This is a genomic window from Pseudoxanthobacter sp. (assembly GCF_036822375.1).
Classification (GTDB): Bacteria; Pseudomonadota; Alphaproteobacteria; order Rhizobiales; family Segnochrobactraceae; genus Pseudoxanthobacter.
The window spans coordinates 1-17,278 of the sequence record NZ_DAISHT010000069.1; the positions used below are offsets into that span (position 1 = coordinate 1).

The 17,278-nt window shown below is 70.4% G+C and carries 13 protein-coding genes; 10 read left to right on the top strand and 3 right to left on the bottom strand.

Annotated elements, in window-relative coordinates; translation table 11 throughout:
- Nucleotides 1-300 precede the first annotated feature (300 nt).
- Nucleotides 301-942 carry a LysE family translocator gene (locus V7067_RS08695; RefSeq protein WP_334175501.1) on the top strand — a complete coding sequence of 214 codons (642 nt, stop codon included), beginning with the start codon at nt 301-303 and terminating at the stop codon, nt 940-942.
- Nucleotides 943-957: 15 nt separating this feature from the next.
- On the opposite strand, the gene hspQ is transcribed toward V7067_RS08695, so the two are convergent.
- From hspQ to V7067_RS08710, 3 genes are all read right to left on the bottom strand, one after another.
- Nucleotides 958-1,287 (bottom strand): heat shock protein HspQ, encoded by a 330-nt coding sequence (gene hspQ, locus V7067_RS08700; RefSeq protein ID WP_334175502.1) that lies wholly within the window; start codon nt 1,285-1,287, stop codon nt 958-960.
- A gap of 202 nt (nt 1,288-1,489) precedes the next feature.
- On the bottom strand, nt 1,490-2,518 hold the full coding sequence (locus tag V7067_RS08705) for a lauroyl acyltransferase (RefSeq protein ID WP_334175503.1): 1,029 nt from the start codon (nt 2,516-2,518) through the stop codon (nt 1,490-1,492).
- 145 nt (nt 2,519-2,663) lie between these two features.
- Nucleotides 2,664-3,995 (bottom strand): FAD-dependent monooxygenase, encoded by a 1,332-nt coding sequence (locus V7067_RS08710; RefSeq protein ID WP_334175504.1) that lies wholly within the window; start codon nt 3,993-3,995, stop codon nt 2,664-2,666.
- A gap of 356 nt (nt 3,996-4,351) precedes the next feature.
- Here V7067_RS08710 and V7067_RS08715 point away from each other — a divergent pair, with 356 nt between their 5' ends.
- The 9 genes from V7067_RS08715 to rpoD form a co-directional block, all read left to right on the top strand.
- Nucleotides 4,352-5,347 (top strand): quinone oxidoreductase, encoded by a 996-nt coding sequence (locus tag V7067_RS08715; RefSeq protein ID WP_334175505.1) that lies wholly within the window; start codon nt 4,352-4,354, stop codon nt 5,345-5,347.
- 257 nt (nt 5,348-5,604) lie between these two features.
- Nucleotides 5,605-5,985 carry a hydroxyisourate hydrolase gene (uraH, locus tag V7067_RS08720; RefSeq protein ID WP_334175513.1) on the top strand — a complete coding sequence of 127 codons (381 nt, stop codon included), beginning with the start codon at nt 5,605-5,607 and terminating at the stop codon, nt 5,983-5,985.
- A gap of 3 nt (nt 5,986-5,988) precedes the next feature.
- On the top strand, nt 5,989-7,464 hold the full coding sequence (gene xdhA / locus V7067_RS08725) for a xanthine dehydrogenase small subunit (protein ID WP_334175506.1): 1,476 nt from the start codon (nt 5,989-5,991) through the stop codon (nt 7,462-7,464).
- On the top strand, nt 7,457-9,814 hold the full coding sequence (gene xdhB / locus V7067_RS08730) for a xanthine dehydrogenase molybdopterin binding subunit (RefSeq protein WP_334175507.1): 2,358 nt from the start codon (nt 7,457-7,459) through the stop codon (nt 9,812-9,814). The genes xdhA and xdhB overlap by 8 nt, the downstream gene beginning before the upstream one ends.
- A gap of 42 nt (nt 9,815-9,856) precedes the next feature.
- Nucleotides 9,857-10,891, top strand: a complete 1,035-nt coding sequence (xdhC, locus tag V7067_RS08735) for a xanthine dehydrogenase accessory protein XdhC (RefSeq protein WP_334175508.1) — start codon at nt 9,857-9,859, stop codon at nt 10,889-10,891.
- A 102-nt stretch (nt 10,892-10,993) separates the two neighbouring features.
- Nucleotides 10,994-11,557 (top strand): 2-oxo-4-hydroxy-4-carboxy-5-ureidoimidazoline decarboxylase, encoded by a 564-nt coding sequence (uraD, locus tag V7067_RS08740; RefSeq protein WP_334175509.1) that lies wholly within the window; start codon nt 10,994-10,996, stop codon nt 11,555-11,557.
- The gene (locus V7067_RS08745; RefSeq protein ID WP_334175510.1) at nt 11,557-12,837 is read left to right on the top strand and encodes an allantoate amidohydrolase; all 1,281 of its coding nucleotides are present in this window, start codon (nt 11,557-11,559) and stop codon (nt 12,835-12,837) included. The genes uraD and V7067_RS08745 overlap by 1 nt, the downstream gene beginning before the upstream one ends.
- An 83-nt stretch (nt 12,838-12,920) precedes the next feature.
- Nucleotides 12,921-14,888, top strand: a complete 1,968-nt coding sequence (gene dnaG, locus V7067_RS08750; protein WP_334175511.1) for a DNA primase — start codon at nt 12,921-12,923, stop codon at nt 14,886-14,888.
- A gap of 723 nt (nt 14,889-15,611) precedes the next feature.
- Nucleotides 15,612-17,278, top strand: a 1,667-nt coding sequence (gene rpoD, locus V7067_RS08755; RefSeq protein ID WP_334175512.1) for an RNA polymerase sigma factor RpoD, incomplete at its 3' end; no start/stop codon positions are given.

Sequence of the window (17,278 nt, forward strand, 5' to 3'; positions counted from 1 at the left end):
TGCAGCAGCAGCTCGACAAGCGCGCCGAAGAGCAGCGCCAGAAGCTGATCGAAGAACAGAAGAAGGCGACGGCCGGCGAGAGCCAGCCGGCGCAGTAACGCCGCCTGCCGCGATCGCGTCTGCCGCATTCGCCCGATCGTTCAGGGGCTGCACCGCATTGCGGTGTGGCCCCTGTGCTTTTGCGGCCGGCAGCGACAGCACGTCGCGTGCCGCCGTGCTGCAGCGGCAACCGCAGGGCGTTAACATGCCGGTCACCGGGCCGGGCCGCAGGCGGTCCGGGCAGCTGGGTGAGGGCGTGGCATGGATTCGGCGTCGGTTCTGTTCGTGAAAGCCATCCTGTTCGTGAAAGCCATGGGGTTCGGGCTGGCGGTGGCTGCACCCGTGGGGCCGATGGCGGTGCTGTGCATGCGCCGCACGCTGGTGCAGGGCTGGCGGCACGGGCTCGCCACCGGGCTCGGCATCGCGGTCGGCGACGGGCTTTATGCGCTGGTGGCGGCGCTCGGCCTTGCCAGTGTCTCCGCCTTCGTCTTCGCCTATGAGAAACCGCTTCATGCGGCGGCCGGGCTGTTTCTGCTCTATCTCGGCGTCAAGACGTTTCTGGCGCGGGGGGCCGACGCGGACGCGCCGGCGCGTCCGGTCAGCGGCACGCCGCGCGGCCACTTCGCCAGCGCCGTGCTGCTGACCCTGACGAACCCGCCCACCATCATCATGTTTGCAGCCATCTTCGCCGCGCTGGCGCCGGCGAGCGGTTTCGAGCCTTCTGCGGCCGCGCTGACGGTGGGCGGCGTCATGGCGGGCTCAATGCTGTGGTGGGTGCTGCTGACGGCGGTCGTCATGGCTTTCCGCCACGCCATCGGCCCGCGGGTGCGCCGCTGGATCGACCGGATCGCCGGGGCGGCGCTGGCCGTGTTCGGTCTGGCGGAACTGCGCCGGGCGCTGTGAGCGGCGGCGCCGGCCTCAGTGCCGGCGCGTGTCGCGGCTCAGGTAGCGGCCGTCCTCAACCTCGAACACCTCGTCGACCTGCGGATGCCGGACCGGCTCGCCCGATTCGTCCGGCATCAGATTCTGCTCGGAGACATAGGCGATATATTCCGATTCCTCGTTCTCAGCGAAGAGGTGATAGTAAGGCTGCTCCTTAGTGGGGCGGATTTCTTCCGGAATGGACAGCCACCATTCTTCGGTCTTGTCGAATGTCGGGTCGACATCGAAAATGACGCCGCGGAACGGATAGAAGCGGTGCCGGACGACCTGGCCGATATTGAATTTCGCGCTCCGGTATTTATCCATCGTCTTGTCCAGCATCTTTCCGGTTTGGCGGCCGGCCCGGCCGGGGCCGGGCGGCTTGCCGCAGGGCAGGCGGTTACCCGGGCCGATTCAGCCCGCCCCCGCATTCCTGCTGCGCTGAATGGCGTCATGAGCCCTGCGCCGTCAAGGGATCTGCGATCACACGGGGCCGCCATTCGCCCGACCGTGCCGCCTCGCGGGGCCGTCAGGCCCGGGGCGGCGGCGTGTGCTGCTGCGCGTCCTGCGGGACCGGTGCGTCGTGCGGCGTATCCGGCGCGGCGGCTCCGGTATCAGGCGCCGCCTCGCCGGCGGCGGCCCGGCGCTGCAGGCCGCGCCGCGGGTTCTTGACGGCCCATTTGCGATGGGTCCACATCCACTGTCCCGGCGTTTCGCGGATCCACGTTTCGAACTGCCGGTGCAGGCCGGCGGTGGCGGCGTGCACGTCGGCCTGCCGGTCGTCGGTTTCCGGCACCTCGACACGGGCGGCATCGACGAGGAAGGTGGCCCCTTCCAGCCGGCGCACCAGCACGGCATAGAGCGGCCCGCCATTGCTGCGCGCCAGCAGGGCGGGGAAGGGGTTGGCGAGCGCCGGATGCCCGAAGAACGGCACGCTGATGCCGGCCCCCTCGCGCAGGTCGCCGAGAATGGCCACCGTGCCCCCGCGCTTGACGTGCGCCAGCAGGTGGCGCGCGGTGCTGGGGGCCTTGGGCAGCAGTTCCTCGTAGAGCGGGCGGCGCAGGTTCAGAAGCCAGCGGTCGATCAGCGGGTTCTGGACACTCTGGTAGACGCTGACATTCAGCTGCCCGTAGGGCCGCCCGGAAAGTACGGCGACTTCCCAGTTGGCCATATGCATGGCGACGAACACCGCCTTTTCGTGGGGCTGCGTCAGAACGTTGAGGGCGCCGGGCGCGACGACGACACGGCGGCTGTCGGCGGCGAGACGGTCGAGCTGGATGGTCTCGGCCATCACCCGCCCGTAATTGTTCCACATCTGCTTGACGATGCGGCGCCGTTCGGCCGGGGTCAGTTCCGGCATGGCGAACGCCAGATGGCTTTCGGCGCGCTTCTGCCGCCGCGTCAGCGGGGCCAGCGTCTGCCAGATGGCGCCCATGCCGGCCGAAGCCATGTCGAGTGGAAACAGACGCACGATGCCGGCCAGCAGGCGCAGCGCGGCATATTCCACGCGGTGCTGCAGCGTGATGCGCGGCGGCGCGGATTTTCCGGTTGCAGACACGATCACTCCGCCCGGCAAGAGAGGGCGCCGCCCGGCCCGCGCCCCGTCCGGGCGCGCGCCCGTTGCGGCGCGGAATGGCAGGCGGCGCCGGCACCGCGCCGGTGCGGCGCGGCAGCAGGTGCGCCGCCCTGCCGGCAGCAAGCCTTTACCAGAGGCAGGGTCCGAATGCCACCAGCGGCCGGCGTGCGCGCCCGGCTTTCGCCCCGCCGGCGCTCTTGCCCGCGCCCCCGCCCATGCGCGCCCCGCCGCCCGGGCCCACGCCCGGGCCAAGGCCGCCGCGCATCAGCAGGCGGCGCAGCGGCGGCACTTCGCTGGCGACATAAAGCCCGAGCGAGCGGCCGAGCTGGAACGGCAGGAAGCCGGACAGCAGCGACCGGTTGAGAAGATCGATCCCCACCGCCCGTCCGGCCACATCGGCGCGGCGGGCGCGGTCATAGGCCTCCAGCACGGCCGGGGCCCCGGCATCGCCGCCGTTGCGGGCGGCCGCGGCGACGATATCGGTCAGGTTTGCGACATCGCGCAGCGACAGGTTCAGGCCCTGCGCGCCGATGGGGGGGATGCGGTGGCCGGCCTCGCCCACCAGCGCCACGCGGCGGGCGGCGAAGTGGCGGGCGACATGGGTGCCAAGCGGGATCGCCGCGCACGGGCCGTCGACGCTCATCTCGCCGAGCAGCGAATGTGCCTGCCGCTCGATCTCGCGCGAGAGCACGCCCGGCGCCAGTTCCGTCAGCGCGCGGGCGCGCTCCGGCCGCTCCACCCAGACGAGGCTTGAGCGGTTGCCGGCCAGCGGAACCAGCGTGAACGGCCCGGCCGGGGTGTGGAATTCTGTCGAGGCAAAGCCGTGCGGCAGGCGGTGGGACAGCGTGGTGACGAAGGCGGCCTGCGAATAGGACCACGACACGGTCTCGATGCCGGCAGCCGCGCGGGCGGGCGAGCGGGCGCCGTCGGCGGCAACCACCAGACCGGCGTGCACCGGCCCGGCCGCGGTCCCGACCGTCACGCCGTCATCGCCGATTGCAAAGCCGGTGGCCAGCACCGGCAGCCGCACCAGACGGCCGGCTGCAACGGCGGCCGCCACGGTCTCGGCCATGGCGGCGTTGAGGTCGTCGTTGGTGACATTCCAGCCGAAGGCGGCGAGGCCCAGTTCCGCGGCCGAAAACGCCACTTCCGGCGCGCGGACCAGACGGCCGGTGTCGTCGATGATGCGCATCACCTCAAGGGGAATGGCGCGCCCTTCCAGACGCGGCCACACGCCGGCATCGGCCAGCACATCGGCGGAGGCACCGAGCAGGGCGGTGGTGCGGGCATCGGGGCCGGGCGGCGGGCCGATCAGCGCCGTGGCGATGCCGCGCCCGCACAGCGCCAGTGCGGCCGCCATGCCGGCCGGGCCGGCCCCGACCACGGCCACCGCGACGCGGTGGCCGGGTGCGGAGGCATCGGGCCCCGGCACTGCCTTGTCATCGCCCTGTGCTGCCATGTCGGTTACTCCTTCGCCTGCCTCGCCGGATGCCGCCGGCCCGCTGCCCGCCTGCGCCGCCCCGTTTTCCGTTGCGCGCGGGCCTGTTAGAACGACAGCCGGACGTCCGACCGGATTCGGAACCGCGCCCGCCGGCCGGTCTGCACCGCCGGGGTGCCCCCCCGGATGTGCGCCCCCCGGATGTGCGCCCCCGGGATGTGCGCCTCTGTGTGACGGCCGGCGACGGCCGGTTTCCGTGTCAGAAGCACCAAAGGCACGGGTCCGGCCACTCCGGTGTTATCCGCATTGCCCGCCGGGCGACACCGGGTCGCATCGGCACGACTGCAGCGATCTAAGCCCAAAGAGGAGCGCCGACAATGGCAGAGACGACTCTCACGGCCCGCGCCATCCGCATTTACGAGCACGGCGGGCCGGAAGTGATGCGCTTCGAGACCATCGAAGTGCCGCCGCCCGGCGCGGGCGAAGTCCGCATCATCCAGCGCGCCATCGGCCTGAACTTCATCGATATCTACCAGCGCAAGGGCGTCTATCCGCATCCCGGTCCGTTTCCGTTCGTGCCCGGCGGCGAGGCGGCCGGCATCGTGGAATCGGTCGGGCCGGGGGTGACCGGCTTTGCGCCCGGCGACCGCGTTGGCTATGTGCTGGGCGAGGGCGCCTATGCGGAGGTGCGCAACGCGCCGGCCGCCCGGCTGGTGCACCTGCCCGACAGCATCACCTTCGAGCAGGCGGCGGCGATGCTGCTGAAGGGCATGACCGCGCAATATCTGCTGCGCCGCACCTATCGGGTGGAACCGGGCACCACGCTGCTGTTCCATGCCGCCGCCGGCGGCGTCGGCTCGCTGTTCGGGCCGTGGGCCCGGCACCTCGGCGCGGTTTCCATCGGCACGGTCGGTTCCCCGGCCAAGGTGGCGCAGGCGAAGGCCAACGGCTTCCATCACGTCATCGACACCTCGTCGGAGGACTTCGTCGCCCGCGTGCGCGAGATCACCGGCGGCCGCGGCGTCGACGTGGTTTATGATTCGGTCGGCAAGGATACGTTCCCGGCTTCGCTCGACTGCCTCCGGCCGCTGGGCCTGTGGGTGACGTTCGGCAATTCGTCCGGCGTGGTGCCGCCGTTCGCGCCCGGGCTGCTCGCGGCCAAGGGCTCGCTGTTCATGACGCGCCCGACGCTGGCACACTACACCGCCAGTCACGCCGATCTGGCGGCGACCGCGGCAGAGCTGTTCTTCGTGGTCGGCAGCGGTGCCGTGACCGTGACGGTGCAGAACAGCTACGCGCTGGGCGAGGCCGAAAAGGCCCATGGCGATCTGGAAGGCCGCCGCACCACCGGCGCCACGGTGCTGTTGCCGTGATGCCGTTGCCCGGCTGATGCCGCGACCCGCCGGGCGGCCGGTTTGCCGTCCGGCGCATTATCCCGTGCAGGATGTCGCGCCGGTTGCAGGGCGCCTTCCAGTGGCCGCAGTGCTGCTGCATACTCCTTGCGCATGGCGCAGCAGTGGGCACGGCTTGCGGGCCGGAGATAAGATGCCGGCCGGAGATAAGATGACCGGCACGGTCTGCGTGCCGGGGGCAGGCGTGGCCCGCGCGGCGGGATGGGGAGTTGTGAATGATGGCGACGCATGCAGCCGGAGGGGCCGGGGGCTGGCTTTCCACCCATGTGCTGGATACGGCCACCGGCCGGCCGGCTGCCGGGCTCGCTCTGTCGTTGTGGCGGCTGGAGGGCGGGGCCCGCACGCTGGTGCGCGAAGCGGTGACCAATGCCGACGGGCGCTGCGACGCACCGCTGCTGCAGGGCGCGGAGTTCCGTCCCGGTCTCTATGAGCTGGTGTTCGCCGCCGGCGCCTATCTGCGCACCAGCGGTGCGCCGCTGACCGAGCCGCCCTTTCTGGACGAGATTCCGATTCGCTTCGGCCTGTCGGACCCCGCAGCGCACTATCATGTGCCCCTGCTGCTTTCGCCCTACAGCTATTCGACCTACCGGGGGAGCTGAGCGATGACGCGCAGTGCCGTTCGTTTCGTGCGTCGCGGGCAGGTGGTGGCGCTCGACGATGTCGCCCCCACCGCAACGCTGCTCGATTATCTGCGCCTGAGCGAGGACGCGAAGGGCACCAAGGAAGGCTGTAACGAGGGCGATTGCGGCGCCTGCACCATCGCGCTCGGCCGCGTGCGCGACGGCCGCCTCGTCTACGAGCCGGTCAATGCCTGCATCCATCTCGTCGGCATGGCCGACGGGGCGGAGGTGGTGACGGTGGAGGATCTGGGCACGCCGGAGGCGCTGCATCCGGTGCAGCAGGCGATGATGGAGCACCATGGCGCGCAGTGCGGCTTCTGCACGCCGGGCTTCGTGATGTCGCTGTTCACGCTCTATCAGGACGGCCGGGCGAGCGACCGGGAGACGCTGAACGGCTGGCTGGCCGGCAATCTGTGCCGCTGCACCGGCTATCGCCCGATTGCGGATGCCGCCTTCGCGGTGCTGGGCCGGCCGGCGGACGATGCCTTTGCGCAGGCCGCCGGCGCCCGCGCCGCTGAGCTTGCCGCGCTGGATGACGGCGAGGACCTGCTGCTCGGCGACGAGACGCGCTTCTTCGCCGCCCCGGCCAGCCTTGCCGCGCTGCTGGCGCTTTATGGCCGCCATCCCGATGCCGTCATCGTGGCCGGGGCGACCGATGTCGGCCTGTGGATCACCAAGGCGCTGCGCGAGCTGCCGAAAATCATCTGGATCGGCCGGGTCGGCGAGCTGAAGACGCTTGAGGAGAGTGAGGCCGGGCTGACGCTGGGTGCCGCCGTCACCTACAACCGGGCGGAAGCCGCCGTGGCGCGGCTGGAACCGGAACTGGGGCTGCTGTGGCGGCGCATCGGCTCGCGCCAGGTGCGCGCGGCGGGCACGGTGGGCGGCAATGTCGCCAACGGCTCGCCCATCGGCGACACGCCGCCCGCGCTGATCGCGCTTGGCGCGCAGGTGGTGCTGGCGGGCGCGGAGGGCGAGCGCACGCTGCCGCTGGAGGATTTCTTCATCGCCTATGGCCGGCAGGACCGCCGGCCGGGCGAGATCGTGGCCCGCCTCGTGCTGCCGAAGCCGGGGCCGAACACCGTGTACCGCGCCTTCAAGCTCTCCAAGCGCTTCGATCAGGATATCTCGGCGGTGATGGCCGGCTTCCGTTTCGAGGTGGAAGACGGGCGCATCGTGTCGGCGCGGGTCGCCTTCGGCGGCATGGCGGCCACGCCGAAGCGGGCGGCCGCCACCGAGGCCGCCCTTGTGGGCTGCCCGGTCGGCGACATCGCCGCGGCCCGGGCGGCAGCCGACATGCTGGCGCAGGATTTTGCCCCCATCGACGACATGCGTGCCAGCGCCGCCTACCGGCTGGATGCCGCCGGCGTGCTGCTGGTCAAGGCGGTGGCGGAGGCCGGCGGCGCCGATACCCGCCACACCCGCCTGCGCGGCTTCCGGGAGGAATGTGCCCATGGCTGATATCGCCCTTGCCCCCGACGGGCCGGAAGAACGCACCGTCCACGGCACCCGCACGGTGCACACCTCGCGCCTGCACGACAGTGCCGCACGCCATGTGACCGGCACCGCCACCTACACCGACGACATGCGCGAGCCGGCCGGCACGCTCCATGTCATTCCCGGCTATGCCCGGCAGGCCGCGAAAGGGCGCATCCTGTCGATGGATCTGGCGGCGGTGCGGGCCTTCCCGGGGGTTGTCGCCGTGCTGACGGCCGATGACGTGCCCGGTCACAACGATATCTCGCCCTCCGGCCACCATGACGATCCGCTGCTGGCGGCCGGCGAAATCCGCTTCCACGGCCAGCCGGCCTTCGCGGTGGTGGCGGAAACGCGCCTTGCCGCCCGCAAGGCGGCGCGGCTGGCGCGCATCGAGGTTGCGGCGGAAACGCCGGTCGTGACCGTCGCCGACGCGCTGGCGAGCGGGCGCGAGGATATCCTGCCGGCCTATGCCTTCCGCCGCGGCGAGGCGGAAAAGGCGGTTGCGGAGGCGCCGCCGGAAAGCGTGGTGGCCGGTTCGCTCTATGTCGGCGGGCAGGAGCATTTCTATCTGGAAGGGCAGGTTTCGCTGGCCGTGCCCGGCGAGGCGGGCGAAATGCACGTTTTCGCCTCCACCCAGCACCCGAGCGAGGTGCAGCACCTCGTCGCCCATGTGCTGGGCGTGCCGAACGCGCTGGTGACGGCGGAAGTGCGCCGCATGGGCGGGGCCTTCGGGGGCAAGGAGAGTCAGGCCTCGCAGTGGGCCGCGCTGGCGGCGCTGGCCGCCCGCGTCACCGGCCGGCCGGCCAAGGTGCGTCTCGACCGCGACGACGACATGGCGATGACCGGCAAGCGCCACGACTTCCGCATGGACTACCGTGCGAAGATCGACGCCACCGGCCGCATCGGCGCGGTGGTGCTGGACCAGTATGCGCGCTGCGGCCACTCGGTCGATCTGTCGATCGGCATCTGCGACCGGGCGATGTTCCATGCCGACAACGCCTATTATTTTCCCGACGTTACCATCAACAGCCGGCGGCTGAAGACCGATACGGTCTCCAACACCGCCTTCCGCGGCTTCGGCGGTCCGCAGGGTGTGGTCGCGGCCGAGCGGCTGATGGACGAAATCGCCATCCGCACCGGGCGCGATCCCTTCGACGTGCGCCTTGCCAACCTCTATGGCGGCCCGGGGCGCGACGAGACCCCCTACGGCATGACGGTGACGCAGAACCACGGCGCCGCCCTGATGGAGGAACTGGCGGCCACCGCCGGCTATCGGCGCCGTGTGGAAGAGATTGCCGCCTTCAACGCCGGCAGCCGCTTCCAGAAGAAGGGCATCGCGCTGACGCCGGTCAAATTCGGCATCTCCTTCACGCTGCTGCACCTCAATCAGGCGGGTGCGCTGGTGCATGTCTATACCGACGGTTCGGTGCACCTGAACCACGGCGGCACCGAGATGGGGCAGGGGCTCTATATCAAGGTGGCGCAGGTGGTGGCGGAGGTGTTCGGCATCGCGCTGGAGCGGGTGCACATTACCGCGACGACCACGGCCAAGGTGCCCAACACCGCGCCCACCGCGGCCTCCGCCGGAACCGACCTCAACGGCATGGCTGCGCGCAATGCCGCTCAGACGATCCGCGACCGCATGGCGGCCTTTCTGGGCGCGCAGCACGGCGTGCCGGCGGAAGAGGTGCGCTTTGCCGGCGATGCCGTCATCCTCGGCGACGAGCGCCTCCCGTTCGCGGCGGCGGCGAAGGCCTGCTTCATCGGCCGCGTCAGCCTGTCGTCGACGGGCTATTACGCCACGCCGGACCTCGTGTGGGACCGCGCGCACGGCAAGGGGCGGCCGTTCTATTATTTCGCCTGGGGGGCCTCCTGCTCGGAGGTCACGGTCGATATCCTCACCGGCGAAACCCGCGTCGACCGCGTCGACGTGCTGCACGATGCCGGCCGCTCGCTCAATCCGGCCATCGACATCGGCCAGATCGAGGGCGGTTTCGTGCAGGGCATGGGCTGGCTGACCACCGAGGAGCTGGTCTACGACCGCGAGGGCCGGCTGCGGACCCACGCCCCCTCCACCTACAAGATCCCGACCGCGACCGATGTGCCGGCGGAGTTCTGCGTGCGCCTCTACGACACGCCCGGCAACGCGATGGACAGCATCTACCGCTCCAAGGCGGTGGGCGAGCCGCCGCTGATGCTGCCGATCTCGGTGTTCTCGGCCATTGCGCGCGCCATCGGCAGCCTGAACCCCGGCGTGCCGGTGCCGCTTGACGTGCCGGCCACGCCGGAGGCCGTGCGCCGGGCGGTGATCGTGCTGGGCGGGGCTGCATGACGCGGGACTGCCTGGCGCGGGACTGCATGACGGAGACCGGCGATGGAAAGCTGGCGCGCGGTTGAAGAGGCGGTGCTGAAGACCGGCCGCGCCGCGCTGGTGACGGTGGTGGAGGTGAAGGGCTCGTCCCCGCGCGAGGCCGGGGCGCGGCTCGTCGTCAACGGCGAGGGCGGCTTTCGCGGCACCATCGGCGGCGGCGCGCTGGAGTGGCGGGCCATTGCCGAGGCCGGGCGGCAGATGGCCGCCGGCCAGCCGGTGCGGCTGTCGCGCATCGCGCTCGGGCCGGAACTCGGCCAGTGCTGCGGCGGGCAGGTGAAGCTGCTGACGGAGGTGTTCACCGCCGCCGGTCTCGATGCGGTGCAGGCGCTGGCGGCGCGGGCCGCGCAGGGGCCGTTCGTGACCACGGCGGCCTTTCCCGCCGCCGGGCCGCTGGCGCGGCAGGCGGGCGGCGAGGCGGCGGCCGGTGCCGCCGGGGCGCGGCTGGAAGACGGGGTTCTGACCGAGGTGTTCGGCGAGCGGCGGCGGCCGGTGTGGCTGTTCGGGGCCGGCCATGTCGGCCGCGCGCTGGTGATGGCGCTGGCGCCGCTGCCGGTCTCCGTGGTCTGGCTCGATACCCGGCCGGAGGCCTTTCCCGCCCATGTGCCCTCCAATGTCAGCGTGCGGGTGCCGGGCGATCCCGCGCAGGCGCTGGCGCAGGCGCCGGCCGGCACCTTCGCGGTGGTCATGACCCACAGCCATGCCCTCGATCTGGCGATCGTCGATGCGGCGCTGGCGCGGCCGGAGGCGGCGCTGCCCTATGTCGGGCTGATCGGCTCGGCCACCAAGCGGGCCCGCTTTGAAAGCCGTCTGGCCGCCGCCGGTCACCTGCCGGCGCGCATTGCCGGCCTCGTCTGCCCGATCGGCGGCACGGCGCTGAAATCCAAGCTGCCGGCGATGATTGCCGCGGCGACGACTTATGAACTGCTGGTGCGCGACGAGGCGCTGAAGGCAGCCGGCGGGGCCGGGCAGCACGAACCGCCGGCCGCGACGGGCTGCGCCGGCACGGCCGGTTTTGCCGGCGCCGGAAAAGGATTATGACTGCAACAGGCCGGCGCTTCCCCCAAAGACCAGCCCTCCAACACCAGCCTTCCAACACCAGCCTCTCAAGACCAGCCCCCCAGGACCAACGGCAGGCATGCGATGCGTGACGATACTCCAGAGCCCCCGCTTTCCGGCGCCCCCGGCCCGGCGCCGGTGCCGGTTACGGCGGTCAATGCCCTGAGTCCGGCGGAGTTCGTTGCCCGCTTCGGCGATGTCGCCGAGCATTCGCCGTGGGTTGCCGAACAGGCGGCCGCGCGCCGCCCCTTCACCTGCCGCGATCACATGATCGCTGCCTTCACGCAGGCCGTGGCCGAGGCACCGGAAGAGGCGCAGCTCGCACTGATCCGCGCCCATCCCGACCTCGCCGGCCGCGCGGCGATGGCGGGCGGACTGACGGCCGATTCCGCCCGCGAGCAGGGGGGCGCCGGGCTGGGCGCGCTGACGCCGGAGGAATTCGCCCGCTTCACCGATCTCAACACGCGCTATCTGGCGACCTTCGGCTTTCCGTTCATTCTGGCGGTGAAGGGCGCGACGAAGCAGGCCATTCTCGCCTCGTTTGCCGAGCGCATCCACAACACGCCGAAGACGGAGTTTGCGACGGCGATGCTGCAGATTGCCCGCATCATCCGCTTCCGGCTGGAAGACCGGGTCGGGACGCCGTGATGTCTGCTGCAAGTCTGTTTTCGCCGGCGGAGACGGCCGCCCTCGGCGCGCGCGCCGAGACGATGCTGGCCGAACTGGCGGGCTTCACCGCCGAGCCCGGCCGGGTGACGCGGCTCTATCTCACGCCGGCCCACCGGGCCGCGGCCACCTGCGTTGCCGGCTGGATGGCGGCAGCGGGGCTTGAGGTCAGCGAAGATGCGCTGGCGACCGTGCACGGCGTGCTGCCGGCGACGGCGGAAGGTGCCGGCAACCGGCGGCTGCTCATCGGCTCGCACATCGACAGCGTGATCGATGCCGGCCGCTATGACGGCTGCCTGGGCGTGGTGGCCGGCATTCTGGCGGCGGAGGAAATCCGCCACCGCGGGCTGAAGCTGCCGTTCGCGGTTGAGGTTCTGGCCTTCGGCGACGAGGAGGGGGTGCGCTTTCCCGTGGCGCTGTCGTCGTCCAACGCGGTGGCCGGGCGGTTCGATCCGGCGACGCTGGAGGCGCGCGACCGCGACGGCCTCTCGCTGCGGCAGGCGCTGGAGGCATTTGGCTGCGACCCCGCCCGCATCGGCGAGGCGGCCGCCGACCCGGCCTCGGTGCTCGCTTATCTGGAAGTGCATATCGAACAGGGGCCGGTGCTGGAGCAGGAAGGCCATGCGCTCGGTATTGTCACGGCCATTGCCGGAGCCATGCGCGCCACCTTCCGCTTTGCCGGCGTTGCCGGCCATGCCGGCACGGTGCCGATGGCCAGCCGCCACGATGCCCTTGCCGGCGCGGCCGAACTGGTGGTCGCCATCGAGGCCATTGCCAGAGCCGCCGGCGGCGATGTGGTGGCCACCGTCGGCCGCATCAGCGCCGCGCCGGGGGCGGTCAACGTCATTCCGGCGGAGGCGGTGCTGTCGCTGGATTTGCGGGCCGGTGCCGACACGCCGCGCCTGCGCGCGTGGGCGGCGATCGTTGCCGCGGCAGAGGCCATCGCCGGCCGCCGCGGCCTCACCGTCACCCGCACGCTCGATTACGAGAAGCCCACTGCGCCCTGTGCGCCGGCGCTGCAGGCAGTTCTCGGGCAGGCGGTGGCGGCCACCGGCGAGCCGCATCCCCGGGCGCTGATGTCCGGTGCCGGACACGACGGGCTGGCCATGGCGGCCCTCACCGATATCGCCATGCTGTTCGTGCGCTGCCGCGGCGGCATCAGCCACAACCCGGCCGAATATGCCAGTGCGGGCGACATGGGCCTTGCCGTTGCCGCGCTGGTGGAGGCCATCGTGCGGCTGGGGGCGGCCGGGGCGCGGTGATATCCCCGCTTTCCCCCGCGCTTCGGCCCGGCGGGCAGGCGGGCGGTGCGGGGGGCGGCGACGGTGTGCTATAGTCCGCCGCCATGCGCTTGCCAGACTCCCTTTTCGACGAAATTCGCGCCCGCCTGCCGCTGTCGGAGGTGGTTGGCCGGCGTGTGACGTGGGACCGGCGCAAGTCGCAGCCCGCCAAGGGCGATTTCTGGGCCTGCTGCCCGTTCCATCAGGAAAAGTCGCCGTCGTTCCATGTCGACGACCGCAAGGGCTTCTATCACTGCTTCGGCTGCGGTGCCTCGGGCGACCACATCCGCTTCGTGATGGAAACCGAGGGCGCGACCTTTCCGGAGGCGGTGGAGAAGCTGGCCTCGGAGGCCGGCGTTGCCATGCCGGCGCGGGATGCAGAAAGCGAGCGGCGGGAGAAGGCGCGCAAGTCGCTGGCCGATGTGGTGCAGCTTGCCGAGCGCTTCTTTCAGGATACCCTGCGCGGCCCGGCCGGCGCGGATGCGCGGGCCTATATCGCCCGCCGCGGCCTGACGGCGGAAACGGTCTCGACCTTCGGTCTCGGCTATGCCCCGGCCGAGCGCGACGGGCTGAAGCGCCATCTGTTGGCGGCGGGGGTGAGCGAGGCGATGATGGCCGATGCCGGCCTCATCATCCGCCCCGATGACGGCCGCCCGGCCTACGATCGCTTCCGCAACCGGCTGATGATCCCCATCCACGACCTGCGCGGCCGGCCCGTGGCCTTCGGCGGCCGGGCGCTGAGCGCCGATCAGGAGCCGAAATATCTGAATTCGCCGGAAACCGCGCTGTTTTCCAAGCGCACGCTGCTGTTCAACGCCCACCGCGCGCGCGAGGCGGCGCGCACCTCCGGCGCGGTCATCGTGGTGGAAGGCTATCTCGACGCGATCGCCGTGTGGCAGGCCGGCATCCATGCCGTGGTGGCGACGCTCGGCACCGCCTTCACCGAAGAACACGCGCAGTCGCTGTGGCGGCTGGCGCCGGAACCGGTGATCTGCTTCGACGGCGACCGCGCCGGCATCGCCGCCGCCCATCGCGCCATCGACCGCATCCTGCCGCTGATCGAGAGCGGCCGGTCGTTCAATTTCGCCTTCCTGCCGGATGGCAAGGACCCCGACGAACTCATCGCCAGCGGCGGCCCGGAGCGCTTCCTGCAGGAAATCCGCGCGGCGGTGCCGCTCAATGCGGTGCTGTTTGAGCGCGAGATCGCCGCCGCCGGCCGCCTCGACACCCCGGAGCGGCGTGCGGCGCTGGAAAAGCGGCTGGACGACCTGATCGGCCAGATCCGCGACGAGCGGGTGGCGCGCGGCTATCGCTTTGCCGCCCGCGTGAAATTGCAGGAGGCCATGCGCGCGGCCGCCCCGCCGCAGGCGGGACGCGGCGAAGGCGGCGGGCGCGGCGGCTGGCAGAAGGGCCGGGGGCGCGAGGCCGCCCCCGCTGCGGTTCTCACCTCCGCCCCCCCGGCCGAGCCGCAGGAACTGGAGCGGCTGGTGCTGGGGCTGATCGTGGAGTTTCCCGCCCTCATCGCCCGCCACGCGGAAGCGGTTGCGCGCGCGCCGTTCCTGAACGAGCAGCACCGCCTGTTCCGCGACCGGCTGCAGGCGCTGACGGTGGAAGAAATCCTGACCGCCGGCGAGGCGACCCTGCAGGCCGGCGGCGCGGGCGGGCGGCTCGACGATGCCTTCTTCCAGCTTCTGGCCGAAGTGCAGGGCAGCGAGGGCGAGGGCACGCGCCGCGGCCACCGCCTGCGCGCGCGCTTTCCGATCCTCGCTTTTCATCCGAGCGAGGATTTCATCGAGCGCTGCTTTCTGCATTTTCTCAGCCGGCTGGAACTGCGGGCAATCGAGAGCGATCTGGAAGGCGCTATCCGGCTGGCCGATGCCGACCTGACGCCGGAAAGCTGGGCGCGCATTCAGGCGCTGCAACACGAGGTTCTGGTGCGGCGCGACGACATTGCTACGGAAGAGCGCAATTTCGCCGACGAAATCCGCGTCATCCGGTCTGCGTGGGGCAGCGGACCGGCCACACCGGCCTGAGGCCGGCCGCACGGGTGCATTTTGCGGCCTTTTCTGGCAAATCCGCCCTTGCGGATTCGCAGCGGAACGCTATCTAAGCCACCGGGGCACATCATACCCGTGCCTGAAGGGTGGAATGCGCCCTGACGACCGGATCTGATTCGTACGCTCGCGCAGGACTGTTGCGCGGGGAGGGATGTACGGCTGCGATCCGGCCCGCAGCTTGCAACAGGACGAACGGCGGGTGGAAGCCTACCGGTCGTTCGGGGTGTTTGATGCGGCGGAACGGCCGGCCGGCAGGCCGGCTGCGTCAGGGGTACGAGACCTTCGGGCGCTTTTCGTGGTTGAACAGGCGGGCGGTCGGCACTTGCACAGATTTTTCTCTGGCGCGTTGAATGTCTCCGGCGCCGCGCAGGGCAGCCTGCAGGGTGGCCCGGTGCTGCCATCCGCGGCAGTCGGTGCCCATTGTTACGCCAGACGCAGTTGCGTCAGACGTGCGTGGGGCAGACGTGCAGGCAGCCGGCTGAGACGGCCGCCGCCCGACGGGGCCGTCTGATCCGCCTTGCGCGGGCCGGCACGACCTGCCCTGCGAGCGACCCGAACAGCCACCCCCGCATCTGGCGGGACCGGACAAAAAAGCGTTGACGAAGACGGGAGCCATTCCGGCGCCTTCCGCCCCCGACCGGGGTTCGGGAACGGCGCGCCCTTTGGGAAACGGAAGGCGACCGGTGGTGGAGATCGAGAATGGCAGCCAAGGCGACCGAAACCGAAGACGCTCCGGAAACGTCGGCGGAAAATCAGGACGGCCCGCTTCTCGACCTGTCCGATGCGGCCGTCAAGCGCATGATCAAAGCCGCCAAGAAGCGCGGCTACGTCACCTATGACGAGCTGAACGAGGTGCTTCCTTCCGAGGAAGTGACTTCGGAACAGATCGAAGACACGATGGCGATGCTCAACGACATGGGCATCAACGTGATCGACGCCGAGGAGGCCGAAGAGGCCGAGGCGGCGGCCGGCGCCGGCAACGATGCCGACGAGGAAGGCGGCGAGCTGGTCGAGAGCCCCTCGACCGCTGTCGCGCGCACCTCCACGCCGCGCGAATCCGGCGAGCGCACCGACGATCCGGTGCGCATGTACCTGCGCGAGATGGGCTCGGTGGAGCTGCTGTCGCGCGAGGGCGAAATCGCCATCGCCAAGCGCATCGAGGCCGGCCGCGAGGCGATGATCGCCGGCCTGTGCGAAAGCCCGCTGACCTTCCAGGCGATCATCATCTGGCGTGACGAGCTGCTGGAGGGCAAGGTCCTCCTGCGCGATATCATTGATCTGGAAGCCTCCTATTCCGACCCCGACGCCAAGCCGCCGATGGACATGGTGGACGGCGAGGAGGGCGAGGACGGCGAGGCCCCGGTGCCGCCGGAAGGCGGCGAGGAGGGCGAGGAAGGCGACGAGTTCGAATCGAACGTGCCGCTCGCCGCCATGGAGGCCGAGCTGAAGCCGAAGGTGCTGCTGACCTTCGACAACATCGCCGAAAACTACAAGAAGCTGCGTCGCCTGCAGGACCAGAACGTGGAGCAGCGGCTGCAGAACAAGCTGCTGTCGCCCTCGCAGGAGCGTCGCTTCAAGAAGCTGCACGAGGAAATCGTGCAGGATGTGAAGAGCCTGTCGCTCAACCAGAACCGTATCGATACGCTGGTCGAGACGCTCTACGACATCAACAAGAAGCTGATCGGCCTTGAAGGCCGCCTGCTGCGTCTGGCGGAATCCTACGGCGTTTCGCGCGAGGATTTCCTGCGCCAGTATCAGGGCTACGAGCTTGACCCCAACTGGGTGCGCAAGGTGGCCAACCTGTCGTCCCGCGGCTGGAAGGAATTCGTCCAGCGCGAGAAGGACCGCGTGCGCGATATCCGGCAGGACATCCAGACGCTGGCGACCGAGACGGCGCTGGAAATCACCGAGTTCCGCCGCATCGTGCACATGGTGCAGAAGGGCGAGAAGGAGGCCCGGCAGGCCAAGAAGGAAATGGTGGAGGCCAACCTGCGCCTCGTCATCTCCATCGCCAAGAAATACACCAACCGCGGCCTGCAGTTCCTGGATCTCATTCAGGAAGGCAACATCGGCCTGATGAAGGCGGTCGACAAGTTCGAGTACCGCCGCGGCTACAAGTTCTCGACCTATGCGACATGGTGGATCCGGCAGGCCATCACCCGCTCGATTGCCGATCAGGCGCGCACCATCCGCATTCCGGTGCACATGATCGAGACGATCAACAAGATCGTGCGCACCTCGCGCCAGATGCTGCACGAGATCGGCCGCGAGCCGACCCCGGAAGAGCTGGCCGAAAAGCTGGCGATGCCGCTGGAGAAGGTGCGCAAGGTCCTGAAGATCGCCAAGGAGCCGATCTCGCTCGAAAC